At 60.7% G+C, this 15,254-nt stretch carries 14 protein-coding genes; 5 read left to right on the top strand and 9 right to left on the bottom strand.

From position 1 onward, the window contains the following. Positions 1-6: 6 nt before the first annotated feature. Positions 7-1,272, bottom strand: a complete 1,266-nt coding sequence (gene nusA, locus TSACC_RS13365; RefSeq protein ID WP_075079755.1) for a transcription termination factor NusA — start codon at positions 1,270-1,272, stop codon at positions 7-9. A 69-nt stretch (positions 1,273-1,341) separates the two neighbouring features. Between nusA and TSACC_RS13370 the strand changes: the two genes are divergently transcribed. Then, a complete protein-coding gene (locus tag TSACC_RS13370) occupies positions 1,342-2,049 on the top strand; it encodes an HAD-IA family hydrolase (protein WP_169809639.1) in 708 nt (235 codons plus the stop codon). Here the strand turns inward: TSACC_RS13370 and TSACC_RS13375 are convergent. Continuing rightward, positions 2,041-3,462: a glycosyltransferase gene (locus tag TSACC_RS13375; RefSeq protein ID WP_084400453.1), complete on the bottom strand. Its 1,422-nt coding sequence runs from the start codon at positions 3,460-3,462 to the stop codon at positions 2,041-2,043. The two genes, TSACC_RS13370 and TSACC_RS13375, sit on opposite strands and share 9 nt — an antisense overlap. After that, entirely contained in the window at positions 3,462-4,412 is a 951-nt protein-coding gene (locus TSACC_RS13380) for a glucosyl-3-phosphoglycerate synthase (protein ID WP_075079758.1), read from the bottom strand. The genes TSACC_RS13375 and TSACC_RS13380 overlap by 1 nt, the downstream gene beginning before the upstream one ends. 140 nt (positions 4,413-4,552) lie before the next feature. On the opposite strand from TSACC_RS13380, the gene TSACC_RS13385 reads away from it, so the two are divergent. Together TSACC_RS13385 and nth are read left to right on the top strand one after the other, a co-directional pair. Beyond that, positions 4,553-7,675 (top strand): tetratricopeptide repeat protein, encoded by a 3,123-nt coding sequence (locus TSACC_RS13385; RefSeq protein ID WP_075079759.1) that lies wholly within the window; start codon positions 4,553-4,555, stop codon positions 7,673-7,675. Next, entirely contained in the window at positions 7,672-8,331 is a 660-nt protein-coding gene (nth, locus tag TSACC_RS13390) for an endonuclease III (protein ID WP_075079760.1), read from the top strand. The genes TSACC_RS13385 and nth overlap by 4 nt, the downstream gene beginning before the upstream one ends. On the opposite strand, the gene TSACC_RS13395 is transcribed toward nth, so the two are convergent. Both TSACC_RS13395 and TSACC_RS13400 read right to left on the bottom strand, forming a co-directional pair. Beyond that, positions 8,328-9,161, bottom strand: a complete 834-nt coding sequence (locus tag TSACC_RS13395; protein ID WP_153811424.1) for a hypothetical protein — start codon at positions 9,159-9,161, stop codon at positions 8,328-8,330. The genes nth and TSACC_RS13395 overlap by 4 nt on opposite strands. Before the next feature lie 6 nt (positions 9,162-9,167). Continuing rightward, the gene (locus tag TSACC_RS13400) at positions 9,168-10,439 is read right to left on the bottom strand and encodes an argininosuccinate synthase (protein ID WP_075079762.1); all 1,272 of its coding nucleotides are present in this window, start codon (positions 10,437-10,439) and stop codon (positions 9,168-9,170) included. Positions 10,440-10,546: 107 nt separating this feature from the next. On the opposite strand from TSACC_RS13400, the gene TSACC_RS13405 reads away from it, so the two are divergent. After that, complete coding sequence (locus TSACC_RS13405) at positions 10,547-11,182, top strand: MarC family NAAT transporter (protein WP_075080739.1); 636 nt, start codon at positions 10,547-10,549, stop codon at positions 11,180-11,182. Further along, complete coding sequence (locus tag TSACC_RS13410; protein ID WP_075079763.1) at positions 11,182-11,931, top strand: sulfite exporter TauE/SafE family protein; 750 nt, start codon at positions 11,182-11,184, stop codon at positions 11,929-11,931. The genes TSACC_RS13405 and TSACC_RS13410 overlap by 1 nt, the downstream gene beginning before the upstream one ends. Positions 11,932-11,956: 25 nt before the next feature. Here the strand turns inward: TSACC_RS13410 and tatC are convergent, their stop codons facing one another. From tatC to TSACC_RS13430, 4 genes are read right to left on the bottom strand one after another with little or no spacing between them, the layout of a single operon-like run. Then, complete coding sequence (gene tatC / locus TSACC_RS13415) at positions 11,957-12,763, bottom strand: twin-arginine translocase subunit TatC (protein ID WP_075079764.1); 807 nt, start codon at positions 12,761-12,763, stop codon at positions 11,957-11,959. Then, entirely contained in the window at positions 12,760-13,326 is a 567-nt protein-coding gene (locus TSACC_RS13420) for an NUDIX hydrolase (protein ID WP_075079765.1), read from the bottom strand. The genes tatC and TSACC_RS13420 overlap by 4 nt, the downstream gene beginning before the upstream one ends. 5 nt (positions 13,327-13,331) lie before the next feature. Further along, positions 13,332-14,699 (bottom strand): argininosuccinate lyase, encoded by a 1,368-nt coding sequence (gene argH / locus TSACC_RS13425; RefSeq protein WP_075079766.1) that lies wholly within the window; start codon positions 14,697-14,699, stop codon positions 13,332-13,334. A 15-nt stretch (positions 14,700-14,714) separates the two neighbouring features. Further along, positions 14,715-15,173, bottom strand: coding sequence for a Fur family transcriptional regulator (locus TSACC_RS13430; protein ID WP_202815968.1), 459 nt, complete (start codon positions 15,171-15,173; stop codon positions 14,715-14,717). Between the last annotated feature and the right edge of the window lie 81 nt (positions 15,174-15,254).

Raw genomic sequence — 15,254 nt, forward strand, 5'->3', positions numbered from 1 at the left:
CATGGCCTAGGAAGCGGCCGGTGCATGCTCGGCGGCCGCTTTTGCCGCCTCGTAAATCTTCTGTCCCCGATCTGCATCGCAGCTGAGGAGTTCAGCGATGTCCGAGGCATCGCCCGTCAAGATAGCTTCGATGGAGTTCATTCCATTTTCGGCCAGGATACCAGCTTCTTCCTCGCTGATTCCCAAAGCCTCGGCCACGGAATGCGCGGCCTGGGCCTTCTGGCTGGCGAGCACTTGCTCAGCCGTCTTGTCTTCCTCGATGTCGACATTCCAGCCCGTGAGCTTGGAGGTCAGGCGGGCATTCTGCCCACGCTTGCCGATGGCGAGCGAAAGATCTTCGCGCCCGACCAGCACGCGGATGGTGTGCGTGTTTTCATCGAGCGAAATGTTGCGGATGTTGGCCGGCTTCAACGCGGCCGCGGCAAACTTGAGCGGATCCGGGTCCCAGCGGATGATGTCGACCTTTTCATTGTTCAACTCGCGCACGATGTTCTTCACGCGGGCGCCGCGCATTCCGACGCAGGCTCCCACGGGATCGACCTTGGCGTCGGCGCTGTGGACGGCGACTTTGGTGCGATATCCCGCCTCGCGGGCGATAACCTTGAGCTCGACCGTGCGGTCTGCGATTTCGCTGACCTCGATCTCAAAGAGTCGGCGAACGAAATTCGGATGGCTGCGGGAGAGAATGATCTCCGGGCCGCGGACACCATTCTGCACCTCGACGACGTAAGCGCGCACGCGGTCGCCGATGCTGTACTCCTCCGTCACGACACGCTCGGAGGACGGCATGGTGCCTTCAAATTTACCGAGGTCGACGATGACATTCGACTTCTCGAAACGGCGGACGGTGCCGCTCACGATCTCACCGGCACGATCTTTGAACTCCTCATAGATCATGTCCTTCTCGATCTGGCGGATACGCTGGTTGATCGCCTGGCGTGCAGCCTGGGCGGCGATACGGCCAAAGTCACGGGGCGTGACCTCGACCTCGATCTCCTCACCGAGCTGGATGTCGGCTTTCAGCGCCTTCGCCTTGGAGTGCAGGATCTCGTCATGCGGGTTGCTCACCTTTTCGACAGCGATCAGCTTCGCCAGCGCACGGATCTCCCCGTTCTTGGGATTGATGTCGATACGCAGTTCCCGGGTTCCCGAGGTGAAGCTCTTCTTTGACGCCGCAAGGAGGGCGTTGGAAATCGCCTCGACGAGAACTTCGCGTTTGATGCTACGTTCCCGCTCGAGGTAATCAAGCATGGCAATGAGTTCGGAATTCATATGTCAGGACCCCGAGATGAAAAAAGCGGGACTGTGCCCCGCTTGCCGCATCGTTGGGAATAGATGAATATGATCGTCCGCTCGCGGAAGGTCAAGGGTCAACCCCGAGCCATTTTTTTCGATGCCGCCGGCACCCTGATCCGGCTCACTGCCCCAGTTGGAACCACTTACGCAGAAATCGCACGGGACTTCGGAGCCAAGGCCGATCCCGTAAAGATGGAAGCCGCCTTTCGCCAGAGTTGGAAGGAGCAACCGGCTCGCGCAACGATTGCAGGCTCCCGCGAGGAGGATGACCGCCCGTGGTGGCGTGCGCTTGCGCTGGGGGCCTTGCACCGGGGATGCGATCCCCTCCCCGCCTCTTTTGATGAGGAGGGATGGTTCGATACCGTCTACCGGCGCTACGCCGAACCCTCGAGCTGGGAGCTTTTTCCCGAGGTTCTCGGCTGCCTGGAGGCCTTGTCGGTGCGGTTTCCTCTCGGCGTGATTTCCAATTTTGACCGCCGCCTCGAGACGATCCTCTCGGGCCATGGCGTCATGCCATACTTTCAGTCCATCACGATTTCCAGCGTCTGTGGCGCAGATAAACCAGCTGCCGCGATTTTTGAAACAGCCGTGGTTTCTCTCGGGCTGACTCCGGCGGATTGCCTGCACGTGGGCGACGATCCGGTGCGCGACAGGCGGGGCGCGGAGGCTGCCGGCATGAAATGCTTCCTCGTCGACCGCCCCAAGGTCACCCTGCTCGCCCTCACCGCCCGGTTGGGGAGTTTCCTATCCTAGCGCCCCGTGGCGAAGAGCGGAGAAATCTCCAAAATCCAACATCTCCAGTAGCAAGGCGCGGGTATCGAGAAAATCAACGGCGGAAGCAGGCTGCACAAGCAGGTCGCGATAAACCGACTCGAGTTTGGCCGCATAGGCTTCCGCTGAGTATTGCGAGGCAATCGTCGCGCGATTCCTTTCCATGACCCCGGAGCTTTCCGGGAGCAGGCAGACAGCCGCTCGGCCTCCCTCGTCCAGGATGCGCTCCTGCGCCGCCTCGGGCAGCCGTCCAAAATCCCCCAACTCCCCAATAAACACCGCCGCGCAGGCGGCAGCGACCATGTCGGCCTGAAGTGGCACCTGATAGCTCTCGCAGCTATGCCGCACGGCATCGCGGATCGCCTGCTCCACTGCCTGCCGCCGGGAGTCCGACACCGGGATGTCACATCGCTCGTAGAGATGGGAAAACTCGACTCCAGATGCGCGGAAGTCGTGTGTGACCTGAGGGAGATCACGCCCCGCCAGCGATACTCCCGCCAGCCAGGGTTCCAGAAACGCCATGCCAAACCCCTCGGTCACGCTCGTCGTCAGGCACAGGGAAGCCCCAAGCAAAAAATCCACCGTGGTCCGCCCAAGCAAGGTCTGGCCTTCAAAGACAACCGGCAACCGCAGACGCTCGGCCACCGCTTTCCAACGGGCGTAGAGCGCCTTGTCCGAGGGCGTCATGGGCGGCGCGGTCAGCACCAGCTTTTCTCCTGGTCCCAATGCGGCGGAGAGAAGCAACGCCTCACCGATGTTTTTCCGGCGGATGCCGCGGCACGGGTAAACGATGAGCCGCTCGGCCTGAAGTTCCGACGCCTTCACCGGGGCTTGCGAGCGTGGCAGGATGACCGGATTCGGCAGCCAGTGGCAGCTTCGCGCCGCCTGCATGCGCTTAAGATCCGGATGGTTCAGCAAACCGTAGGCGATCCGGGAGGAAACCGGATAAAGCGTGCCGCGCAGCCCCTCCTCGCCGCCGAGTTGCTCAAGGAGCAGCCGGTAATTCTCGGGTCGGCCATTCTCTGCAAAATCATGAATATGGAGCAGCAAGCGCTGGCCGTCCCGCGCCCACGCCGCCACCGCCAGGGGCAGGGCGAAGTTCTTTCCGAGAGCGTGATTGTGGAGGTGCAGCACATCCGCACCGTCGGCCCAGATCGTCCGCACACAGGCCTCGACTTCGTCTTTCAGTTCCTCCCACCGCGAAGACGCCACTCCGTACCTCATCGCCGGGGCCACCGCCACCGCATGAGCTGGCAGGCGGCCCATCTCCGGCTGCGGCTCTCCGCTCACCACCAGCACCTCGTGCCCAGCCGCCACGAGGGCATCGTACGCCATTTCGATCACCCGGGTTACGCCGCCAGGGCGTAAATGAAAATGCAGGATCGCTATCCTCATCACCGCACGTAACCGGGCACCTCCAGAAGCGGCGGCCTTTCAAAGTCCTCGATGCGCGTCTCATTCAGGCGCATCACTCCATCCTCGCGGACAAAGGAACGGTAGATCTCCGGTAGTACACCGGGAGCAGCCAACACTCCATCGGCCTGCGTCCTGCGGAGAAAAGCCTGGAGGATGGAGAAGCTCATCCGCCCGAGGGATGCCGTATCCTGGTGACGGTGAATGCGCTCGTCGAGGTCGCACTGGGCCAGCCCCTCGGTTCCATGGATACGATAAATATCCAGCAGCAGCGCTGTCTCTATCCCGTAACCCGTCGGCATCGGAATGCGCTCCAGGACGGATCGCCGCGCGGCATACTCTCCGGCCAGCGGCTGCACAAAGCCTGCCAGCGCCGGATAGAAAAGAGAAAACAACGGCCGCACCAGCGCCTCGGTCACGCGCCCCCCTCCGGCCGGGCGCAATCCCAACTCCACCGCCGCATGCGGACGGTCATAGAAGCCCTTGGCATAAACCACCCCGGACCTCGTCAAAAGAATGCCGAGGGGTCCGTAGACAAACCGCGGGTGCATATTGCGCACATCGCCATCGACGAAGCAGATGATGTCGCCCTTGAGCCGGGCAGTCGCCTTCCAGATATTCTCACCCTTTCCGCGCGCGGGTCCACACTCGGGGAGAATTTCGCTCGCGAGATAAACCTCCGCTCCAGCCGCTGCCGCCACCTCGCGAGTCCGGTCGCTGGAACCGGAGTCCACCACCGCCACCTCATCGAGCAGAGGTGTGTCATCGTGCAATGACGCTTTCAGGCACCGGATCACCTCGCCGATCGTATCCTCCTCATTGAGCACCGGCACGCAGAGAGAGACCGTTAACCCCTGTGCATGCTTGAGGCGCACGAGCTCCCCGAGGTCGGCAAACTCTCCATGGTGGCAGATGGCGATGTCGGGGATCATTCGGCGTACGTTCAAGCACTTAACGCGCATGGAGTCACGGATTGTCTGCCAGACCCGGCATCTTGCGCCCTTTGGGCATCCCGTTGTTTTTGCAGTGGCAAAACCGCCCCGATCCGAGTTATGGTTCCGCATTCGCCCCAATGATCCGAGTCCTTCCCATTCTGCTGACCGCGGCCGTTCTGTTTTTTGGCGTTGCCGCTCCTCTCCAAGCTCAATCCCCCGGCGCGGCTCAGGCCAACTCTGCTGCGTACGACATCTACTCGACCGGCGACTACAAAGCCGCCGCGGCCGCGTATGAGAAACTGATCAAGGACTACCCGACGGATCTCGTCATCCCGACGGCCCAGATCCAACTCGCTTTCACCTACTACTTCCTCGCCCGTTTCGACGACGCCCTTGCCATTCTCGACAAGGCAGTGAAGGGTCCGCCGCTCCCGGCCGAGCTCAAACAGGTGGTCGACAGCTTCATCCCGCAGATTCTCTCGGCCAAGGCCGCAGCCATGCCGATGAATGACCCCAAGCGCGTCACCACCTTCAACGACGCCATCAAGAAGTTCACCGACTTCATCAATGCGTACCCGCAGGCCCCTGACCTCGAGGCCGCGATCTACGGTCGCGCCATCGCCGAGTACCAGATCCAGAAGTACGACGATGTGGTGAAGGACCTGGAGCTGAATATTCAGAAGTTCCCCAACAGCAGCACGATCCCGGTGAGCAAAAACCTGCTCGCCATCGCTTATGCCACACAGGGAAGTCTCGAACTCAACAACCCCAACGGCGACCGCGCCAAGGCATTCGGCCTCTATCAGAAGGCCATCGCCTTGCTCCGCGCCATCATTGATAACAAGAAGGACATCGCCCTCATCAACGAGGCAAACTTCCAACTCGGCGAAATCCTCTTCAACCAGGCCGCCTTCAGCCCGGAAGCCGATCGCGCCCCTCTCTATCAGCAGGCTCTCGATGCCTACCGCGCCGTCGCTCCGAAGGATGCGATCATTGCCCTCCAGCAGGCCAAGATCAAAGAATTCCCATCCCGCCGTCTCGCCGCCATTCAGGCTCGTGATCAAGCCAAGCTGAAACTCCTTGAGAAGGAAAACGAGCGGGAACTCAAGAAGCTCGCCGAACTCCAGAGCAAGCCAGACCAGGTGGCCACCGCACTTGCCAAGATGGGTGAGATTTTCTTCGGCCAGCAGCAGCTAAATGCCGCCCGCGTCGTGTTCCAGCATGTCGACCCGTTCCTCACCACGGATGACGACAAGAAGCGTGCCCTCTACTTCACCACGATGACCTACGCCCTCCAGGGTGTGACGGACAAGGCCGTGGCGGGATACAATCAGTTCCAGAGCAAATACAAGGGCGATCCCGTTGCCGACAACCTGCCTGTCGCTATCGGCAACATGTACCTCGCCCAGAATAATCTGCCCGAGGCGATCAAGTACTTTGACGAGTCTCTCGCCATCTATCCGAAGGGACGGTTCGTCGGCATCAGCGTGGTCAGCAAGGCGGCCGCCGAGGCTCGCACCGGCAAGTACACCGAGGCAGCAAACACCTTCAAGGACTACCTCTCGAAGAATCCGCCACCGGAAGTCGGCGTCATCGCCCTGAGCGGACTCGCCGGAGTCTACAAGGATACCCAGAAGTGGGACGACGCCATCAAGAGCTACCAGGAGGTGCGCAGCAAGTACCCCAACACCCCGCAGGCTGACGAAGCCTCCTACTGGATCGCTATCGGAACCCAGCAAAAAGGTGACAACGTTGCAGCCATCCCGCTCCTCGACGAATACGTCAAGACGCACCCCAAGACCGTCTTCGCCCCCCTCGCCCTTTACACCAAGGCCGCCGCTCAACTCGCCGTCGGCCAGAAGGAGGAAGGCATCGCGACGATGGCTCAGGTCGCAGCCGAGTACCCCGACAGCCAGCCGGCTCCGTTCAGCTACTTCATCCGCGCCCAGCTTCGCGCCCAAGAAGCCAAGAACGATGAGGTGATCGCCTTGATGAAGGCCTTCATCGAAAAGTATCCCAAGGACGACAAGGTCTACAGCGCATACGATACCATCGCACAACTCCAGACCAGCGCTGGGCAGGCCGACGATGCGCTCGCCACCTATCGCGATTACGTGGCCAAATACCCGGACAATCCCCAGGCCGCCCTCGCCCTCGTAAAAGTCGCCACCATGCAGCGCGCGAAGGCGGAAGGCCTCGGTCGCTACGGTGCGCTCAACGAGCAGGAGCGTGCGCTCTGGAAGACGCTCATCGACAGCAGCATTGCCGCCTCCGAGGAGCTGATTAAAAAGTATCCGGATAGCCCGGCCGTTCCCGAGACTCTGCAAAATCTCCTGCGCATCCAGCGCACAATGATGACTGCCGAGCTGAAGAAGGCCCCTGAGGTCCAGCAGTACTTCGAGGCTCTGGCTGAGAACGCCCCGAACGCCAACGCCAAGAGCAAGATCCAGTTTGCCCTCGCAAATTATGTCTCGGAAAGCGACAAGGCCAAGGCTCTTGAGATCATGACGGCCGCCTACAACCCCGATGTCGTGTACGCGCCGCAGGATCTCGATGTCTACGGCCTCGCGCTCATCGATGCGAAGAAATACAATGAGGCTACTGCTGTCTTCCAAAAGATCGCCAAGGACTACCCGACTCCGGCTGGCACCCAGCCGCAGGCCGCCCTTCCGCAGATCCAGGAGGCTCAGGCCATCTCGCTCTTCGGCCTCGGTCGTGCTGCCCAGGCCAGCGGCGATGCCGCCAAGGCCGGACAGCTCTTTGAGCAATTGAAGACCCTCTATGGCTGGTCGCCCAAGGTGCTCGAGGCCAACTACGGTATTGCCGTCGCCTTCAAGAACCAGGGCAAGCTGGATGAAGCACAGAACCTGCTCCGTGGTGTCATCGCCGGTCAGCAGGCTACGGCGGAGCTCCGCGCCAACGCGACTCTGCTCACGGGCTATATCCTCGTCGAGCGCGCCAAGGCCGAGACGGATCCCGGGAAGCAGCGTGATCTCCAGGGTTCGGCCATCGACACCTTCTCCAAGATCGGCGACTACTTCGAAGGCGTCCCGGTCGCTGCCGCCGAAGGTCTCTGGAATGCCGGGCAGTTGCTTGAGTTGCAGGCCGCAGGCATCACCGACCCGAAGCAAAAGGCGCTTCAGACCCAGCAGTTCAACCGCGCCCGCAGCACGTACGAGCAGTTGGTCAAGGATTACCCAAACAGCCAGTACGCGCCCAAGGCCCAGGAGCGCCTCACCGCTCTCGGACCGAAGCAATGACGCGCGCGGCTGCCCGCGCCCAACACCTCACGCAGCGGCTTCCGGACATCTATCCGGACGCCCACTGCGAGTTGGACTACCGCACTCCGCTGGAGTTGCTCGTCGCTACGATCCTCTCCGCCCAATGCACGGACAAGCGGGTGAACATCGTCACGAAAGACCTGTTCGCCCGTTGCGAGACCGCGAAGGATTTCGCTGAAATTTCGCAGGAGGAACTGGAGGGAATCGTTCGTTCCACCGGCTTCTATCGCAACAAGGCAAAGAACATCCGGGCCATGGCCTCAGTACTCCTGGAGAAGTACGGTGGAGAAGTTCCCCGTACCTTGGAGGAACTCGCCGCCCTCCCCGGGGTGGGACGCAAAACGGCAAACGTCGTGCTCGGCAACGCCTTCGGCATCGACGAAGGCGTGGTGGTCGACACCCATGTGACGCGACTCTCCAACCGCCTCGGCCTCACCCGTCACACCGACGCCGTAAAGATCGAGCAGGACCTCATGAAGCTCTTCCCGCGTACTGTCTGGACCGTCCTGAGCCACTGGCTCATCTGGCATGGCCGCCGCCGCTGCGTCGCCCGCAAGCCCGATTGCGCGAACTGCGAAATCTACGACCTCTGCCCCACCGGGCCCAAGCTCCTGAAAGCCGCCGAAACCGCCTAGGCTAGCGGAAGCTGGTCTCCCCTACAGCAGGCCTTGTCGTGAATGGTCAGCACCTCCCTCACGGCTGGTAACGGCTCGGCATCACCCAAGATCACGGGAGTACGACACACAGCGTACCCTGTCGCCGCCTTCAGATACCCCTCGCTCCAGGAGGCAAACCTCTCCGCATCGCCACTTTTCTCGAAGGGGAATCTCGCCGGCGGCATACCCGTACCGGTCCGATATGGTTTAGGCGTCAGTCGAGCCCGGAAGCACGCCTGTCTCGCACAAAGTTGCCGATAATTTGCGTCATTGCACAGCTCTCGCAGTATCCGCCTCACCTCGTCATGCTCCGGGCCGGCCAGGAAATTTCGAACGACCAGACGGAACCCGGCAAAGGTGCGGTAGCATGCGATGGAATACCGGGAATTTTTTCTCTGCCAGTCACGAATTTCCTGCTCCCGCGCAGCGAAAACCGCGGCCGGATCAACGCCCCGGCCGAAAAGCCCTTTCAGACGATCGATCAACGAGATGCGGACTGAAACATCGGCATCAACAAAGATCACCCTTTCGGCATTCAGAACGAATGCCCCGTAGGCGTTACGGCTGATGGCATACCTGCCGCCATCGGAGAGGCTTCCCTCTTCGACCACAGGTTCTCTCAAGACACCATCAGAGCCGTAACCATACCGGTCCAGCGCATCCTTCCCCTCCCGCAGAAAGTTCAGGATGCGAGCCAGACGCCCCTCGGCATTATGCCCCGCCTCGGCTTCTGACTGGTCGGACCAGCCCCAGGCTTTTACCAAGCCGGAGGCATTCGTCCGACATTGCCAGAACCGTGCGAACCGCACGAAATGCTAGGCTCCGTGCACCTCGGCGGCCACTTTGAGCCGGAGGGCATTGAGGTGGATGAAGCCGGTGGCGTCGTCCTGGTTGTAGGCCTTGGTCGGGTCGGCTTCCATCGTCGCGATATGCGGGTTGTAGAGACTGACCGGGCTCTTGCGACCGGCGGCAATGATGTTGCCCTTGTAGAGTTTGAGGCGCACCGTACCGGTGACGTTCTTCTGCGACTCGGCGACCAGAGCCTGCAGGGCCTCGCGCTCGGGAGCGAACCAGAAGCCGTTGTAGACCAGCGTGCTGTATTTCGGGATGAGCGAATCACGCAGGTGCATCACCTCGCGGTCCATCGTGAGGGATTCCATCTGGCGATGGGCAAAATGCAGGATGGCTCCGCCCGGGGTCTCGTAGACGCCGCGGCTCTTCATGCCGACGAAGCGGTTTTCCACCATGTCGACGCGGCCGACGCCATGCTGCCCACCGAGCTTGTTGAGGACGCGCATGATCCAGAGCGGTGTCAGGCTGGCGTCCTGCTCGCCATTGTAGTTGAGCTCGGAAAGGATTTCCCACAGGCGCGGGTGAGCGAGGCCGGTACAGATGCCCTGATCGAAATTCAGCTCCAGGTACTCCGGCGTATCCGGCGCGTCTTCCGGAGACACACTGAGCTTGTACATGCCCTTGTGCTCCGGCGCGCTGGCGTCGAACCACGGGTCCTCGAGGATGCCGCTCTCGTAGCTGATGTGCAGGAGGTTGCGATCCATCGAGTACGGTTTCTTGGCCGAGGCCTCAACGTTGATTCCGCGATCCGCGCAGTAGGCGATCATCTCAGCGCGGCCCGGAAATTCCGTACGAAAGCGCTCGTCACGCCACGGGGCGATCACCTGGAGGCGCGGAGCCAGGGCGGCGGCGGTCAGCTCAAAGCGGATCTGGTCGTTGCCCTTGCCCGTCGCGCCGTGAGCGATGGCGTCAGCCTCTTCAGCGAGGGCGATTTCCACCATGCGCTTGGCGATCAGCGGGCGGGCGATGCTGGTGCCGAGGAAGTACTGTCCCTCGTAAAGCGCTCCGGCCTGGATCATCGGGAAGATAAAATCGCGAGCGTACTCTTCCTGGAGATTGTCGACGTAGCAGCGGCTGGCACCCGTGTTGAGGGCCTTTTCCTCGAGGCCGTCAAGCTCCTCCTCCTGACCGACATCGGCGCAGAACGCAACGACTTCTGCGGAGTAGGTGTCCTTGAGCCAGTTCAAAATGACCGACGTGTCGAGACCGCCGGAATACGCGACTACGATTTTCATGTGGTCGTGGTGATACAACAAGGTCGCGGTGACAATCCAGCCCGACGTTACGAAACCTCAGGCGATTCTCTATTGTCCCTCGCGCATTTTTCCCCATGATCGCAGGCATGGGCGACTTCATCCAAATCGTGATCACCACCTATGCGGCGTTGTTTCCGATCTGCAATCCACTGGGCAACGCGCCGATTTTTCTCTCGATCACCGATGGTGAAAAACGCTCAACCCGGGCCGCGCAGGCGCTGAAGGGATCACTTTACGTATTTTTGATTCTGGCGGGCTTTCTCCTCGCCGGAACCTTCATCCTGAGCTTTTTCGGCATTTCGCTCTCCGGTGTACGCATTGCGGGCGGCTTTGTCGTGGCGACGGTTGGAATGAACCTCCTGCGTTCGGCCCATCACCAGACCCAGCAGCCGGATGAAAAGAGCGAGGCCGAGGACAAACCCGACATCTCCTTCACTCCCCTCGCCCTCCCTCTCATCGCCGGCCCGGGGTCCATCGCCGTCGTCATGACTCGCAGCACGGAAACCCCGCATCTTCTTTCCATGACCACCCTGGCCGCCCTGGCGGGAATCTTCCTGATCAGTCTGACGTGCTGGATCGTCCTCCGGGAGGCCGACAAGGTGCTCTCCGTCCTCGGAGTGAATGGCGCCAATGCCCTGACCAAGATCATGGCCTTCCTCCTTCTCTGCATCGGTGTGCAACTCATCATTGACGGCGTCAGGCCTGTGCTCGGCCTCCACTGATGTCTGTACCGACCTTAGGACCCGAGACCTGGCTGCTGGCGGCGATGGCCGCACTGTGTATCGGGCTGGCCAAGGGTGGATTCGGCGGCCTCGGCATGGTCGCAGTCCTCCTCATGGCCCAGGTGCTGCCCGCCCGTGAGTCGACCGGGGCGATCCTGCCCATGCTCATCACGGCCGATATTTTTGCTGTAAAGGCCTACCATCAGCATGCTGATCGGAAACTGGTCTTGCGCCTGCTCTGGCCCGCCCTGGCGGGCATCGTCTGCGGTTGGCTCCTGATGCCCCATATTCCCGCACATGTCTTCGGTCGCGTCATTGGCTGGCTCACGCTGGGCCTCATCGTGCTGGTGTTGCTCCAAAAGTACGGAGGTAACATGCTGAAATTTGCCGCCGAGCACCCAGGGGTCGCCTGGCCTTTTGGCTGGCTGGCCGGCATCACGACGATGCTCGCAAATGCTGCGGGTCCTGTGATGACGATCTACCTGCTCGCGTGCAAGCTGCCCAAGATGGAATTCGTCGGCACCGCCGCATGGTTTTTCCTCACCGTCAATCTCGTGAAGGTTCCTTTCAGCACCTCGCTGGGCCTGATCAATGGGAGCAGTCTTACCCTCAACCTGATCCTCGCTCCCCTCGTCATCGGCGGCGTCTTTGCAGGCCGCTGGCTGATTAGAAAGGTGAATCAGCAGGTCTTCGAGTGGCTGATGATCCTCTTTTCCCTGGCGGGAGCCATCCGTCTGATCCTGAAGTAAGGAACTCGCTCGGAACGAGCGTGAACTATTCGCCTTCCAGGCTCAGGCGTTTTGCCCGCTCCTTCTCATATCTGATCCGCTCGCGACGATCGAGGTACCAGGCGATCCAGATGCAGCCCTCATAGAGGAGATACATCGGCCCGCCCATGAGGATGAGGGTAAAGATATCCGACGTGGGCGTGATGACGGCGGCAAAGAAAAAGATGATGATGACCGCAAAGGCGCGGGTGCGGTTCAGGATGCGGTAATCCAGGATGCCCAGCTTGACCAGCAGCAGTACCGCCAGCGGCAGTTCGAACGCGAGGCCGAAGGAAATCACAAACTGCGACACAAAGGAAAAATACTCCCTCACGCTCCACTGCGGCTGCCAGTGCAGATCCTTGGAGTAGTTGAAGAAGTAGTTCAGCGTCGGAGGCAATACCGCCCAGTAGGCAAATGCCACGCCCAGGAGGAAGAGGCCCAGGGCCGCCCCCGCAGCGGGATACAGCATGCGACGCTCGGTCGCTGTCAGCGCCGGGACGATGAACTCCGCCAGGAAAAGCACGAGAAAGGGAAACGACAGGATGAGTCCCGCGTAAAAAGACAGCTCGATGGCGATGGAAAGCGGATCGCTGACGCCCAGATTGACCAGCGACCGCGTGGGGTCCACGGAAAGAAGCGGGTGCATGATGACCGCGATCAACTGCTCCTGGAAAACAAATGAGCCTCCCATCATCAGGACCAGCACGACGATCATCTTGATGAGCATTCGCCGCAGATCCTCGAGATGCTCGAGGAACGGCTTCGGCTCGTCGTTGATCTCGCGAAAGTCGAAAAACTTGCGCCAGTTCATGCCAGCAGGCCGCGAGCCGTCAGCCGGGCAAAGACAGACAGGGTATTCGCATCAAAAATCTCTCCAGTCGCCACCATCTGCCTCAACTCATCCGCCGAAAAAGCGCGAACTTCAAGGATCGCTTCGAGTTCATCCGGCGATGCCCCCTTTTCATGCGGCACCACCTCTGTGGCCAGGAAGAGAAAACCGCGTTCATCGGTGAAGCCCGCCGACGAGTAAAAAAAGTCCAGCGGGATGAGTTCCCCCGTGCAATGCAGGCCCGTTTCCTCGATCAACTCCCGGAATGCCGTATCGCGGATCGATTGTTCGGTGATCTCTCCTTCCACCTGCCCGGCGGGAAATTCCCACATGGCACGCTGGATGGGTATCCGTTCCTGCCGGATTAATATATAGCGTCCATCGGGAGTCCTTGGCGCCACGACGGCTGCGGTCGGGCGGCGCGCCACCGTCCACTCGATCCCCTCGGGTCGGGACGGCGTGGCAACGATTTCCTGCCAGACTGGCACATACGGGGACAGACAGATGCGCTCCCGTTTCAGTGTCTTCCAGCCCGAGTCCGACATCGTTCCTAGGCCAGCACGGCCTTCCAATGAGCCAGACGGCGGGAAAGATTTTCCGGCGACGGAGCCCCGGGGGCCTTGCGCGCAGCAAGTCCGGTTTGCACGCAGAAGGTGTCGGCGATCACCGCAGGGGTCAGCACCGAACTGGCTGCGAGATAATCCGCGTCGGGCAGCTTGTGCAGGCCGACACCGCGCTCGGCGGCTAGAGCGACCAGCTTGCCCACGATCTCATGAGCCTGCCGGAAGGGCACCCCTCCCAGCACGAGGCGATCCGCCAGATCGGTCGCCAGGAGATTCGGGTCCTTGGTGGCTTCCGCCGTTACTTTAGAGCGGAAGCTGGCGGCCTCCATCATCTCGGCAAAGATCGCGAGCGCGGCCTTGGCGGTATCGACGGAATCGAAGATCGCCTCCTTGTCCTCCTGCATGTCGCGGTTGTACGTAAGCGGCAGGCCCTTCATCGTGGTGAGAAGCGAGATGAGGTTGCCGTAAAGGCGGCCAGTCTTGCCTCGGGTCAGCTCCGCGATATCGGGATTCTTCTTCTGCGGCATCAGGCTGGAACCTGTCGTGTGACGGTCGCTCAGCTCAATAAATCCAAACTCGGCCGACGCCCACAGGATCACATCCTCACTGAGGCGGGAAAGGTGCATGCCCAGGATCGCCAGGGCGGAAAGCAATTCCAGTGCGTAATCGCGATCGGAGACGGCATCCATGCTATTCTGAGTCACCCCGGAAAAGCCCAACTCTTTGGCCACGGCCTCGCGGTCGAGTATGATGGTCGATCCCGCAATGGCGCCCGACCCAAGCGGCATCTGATCGAGACGGGTCAATACATCCCCCAGCCTGCCATGATCGCGCTCCGCCATCTCGACATATGCCAGCAAGTGATGGCCGACGAGCACCGGCTGGGCGCGCTGCAGGTGCGTGTAGCCCGGCATCACGTCCTCTTCATGTCTGGCGGCAAGCCCGACGAGCGCCCGCTGAAAACTACGAACCAACCCGCGGATCACCTCGATCTCATCACGGAGATAGAGCCGGAGATCGAGCGCCACCTGGTCATTGCGGCTGCGGGCGGTATGGAGCTTCGCCCCGGCCGGGCCGATGCGCTTTGTCAACTCGGCCTCGATGTTCATGTGAACGTCCTCGAGGTCGATGTCGAAGACAAACTCTCCCTCCGAGATCTCCTTCTCGATCTGGCGCAAGCCACCCTCGATCTGGGCAAATTCATCCGGCGTCAGGATGCCCGCGGCAGTCAATGCCCGGGCGTGGGCAATACTCCCGCGAATGTCATGGCGATACAACCTGGCGTCGAACGATACAGATTCCCCGTAGGATTTGAGCAGACTCGACTGAGCCTGCTTGAAGCGGCCTTTCCACATGGCTGAATAAAAAGATTAGGAGGCTTTGTCCTTTTGATGGCGGCACGAGCCGTGCATCTTGAGTTCGTCGCAGTGACCCTCGATCTTCACCGCCTTCGAAGCGGGCGAAAACCCGAGACGGCGCGTGATGCAATTTTCCAGCAACTCCATGTTGGTGTCCTCGAACTCGATGATTTTATTGCAGTCCACACAGATCAGGTGGTTATGGGTCGGATGCTCGACGAAATTCGGATCATACACCGTGACATCCCCGCCGAGATCGAGTTCGCGAAGGAATCCGCTTTCCACGAGAAGCGGCAATGTCCGGTAAACGGTCGCCCGGGAAACAGATTTTTCAATCTGCCGCGCCTTGTCCAAAAGCTCCTCTGCCGAAAAATGATCCTTGGTGGAAAAGGCGGCGGAAATAATGGCTTCCCGCTGGATCGTGCGACGCAGTCCCCTGGTGCCCAAAAAATCCATCAGGCTTCCACGCACGCGTTCTAGAGTTTCACAATCCATTGAAATTCAGAGTAATTATCTACGGGGAACAGGTCAAGCCGCCGACGACGAGCCGGC

The organism is Terrimicrobium sacchariphilum, assembly GCF_001613545.1.
Taxonomy (GTDB): domain Bacteria; phylum Verrucomicrobiota; class Verrucomicrobiia; order Chthoniobacterales; family Terrimicrobiaceae; genus Terrimicrobium; species Terrimicrobium sacchariphilum.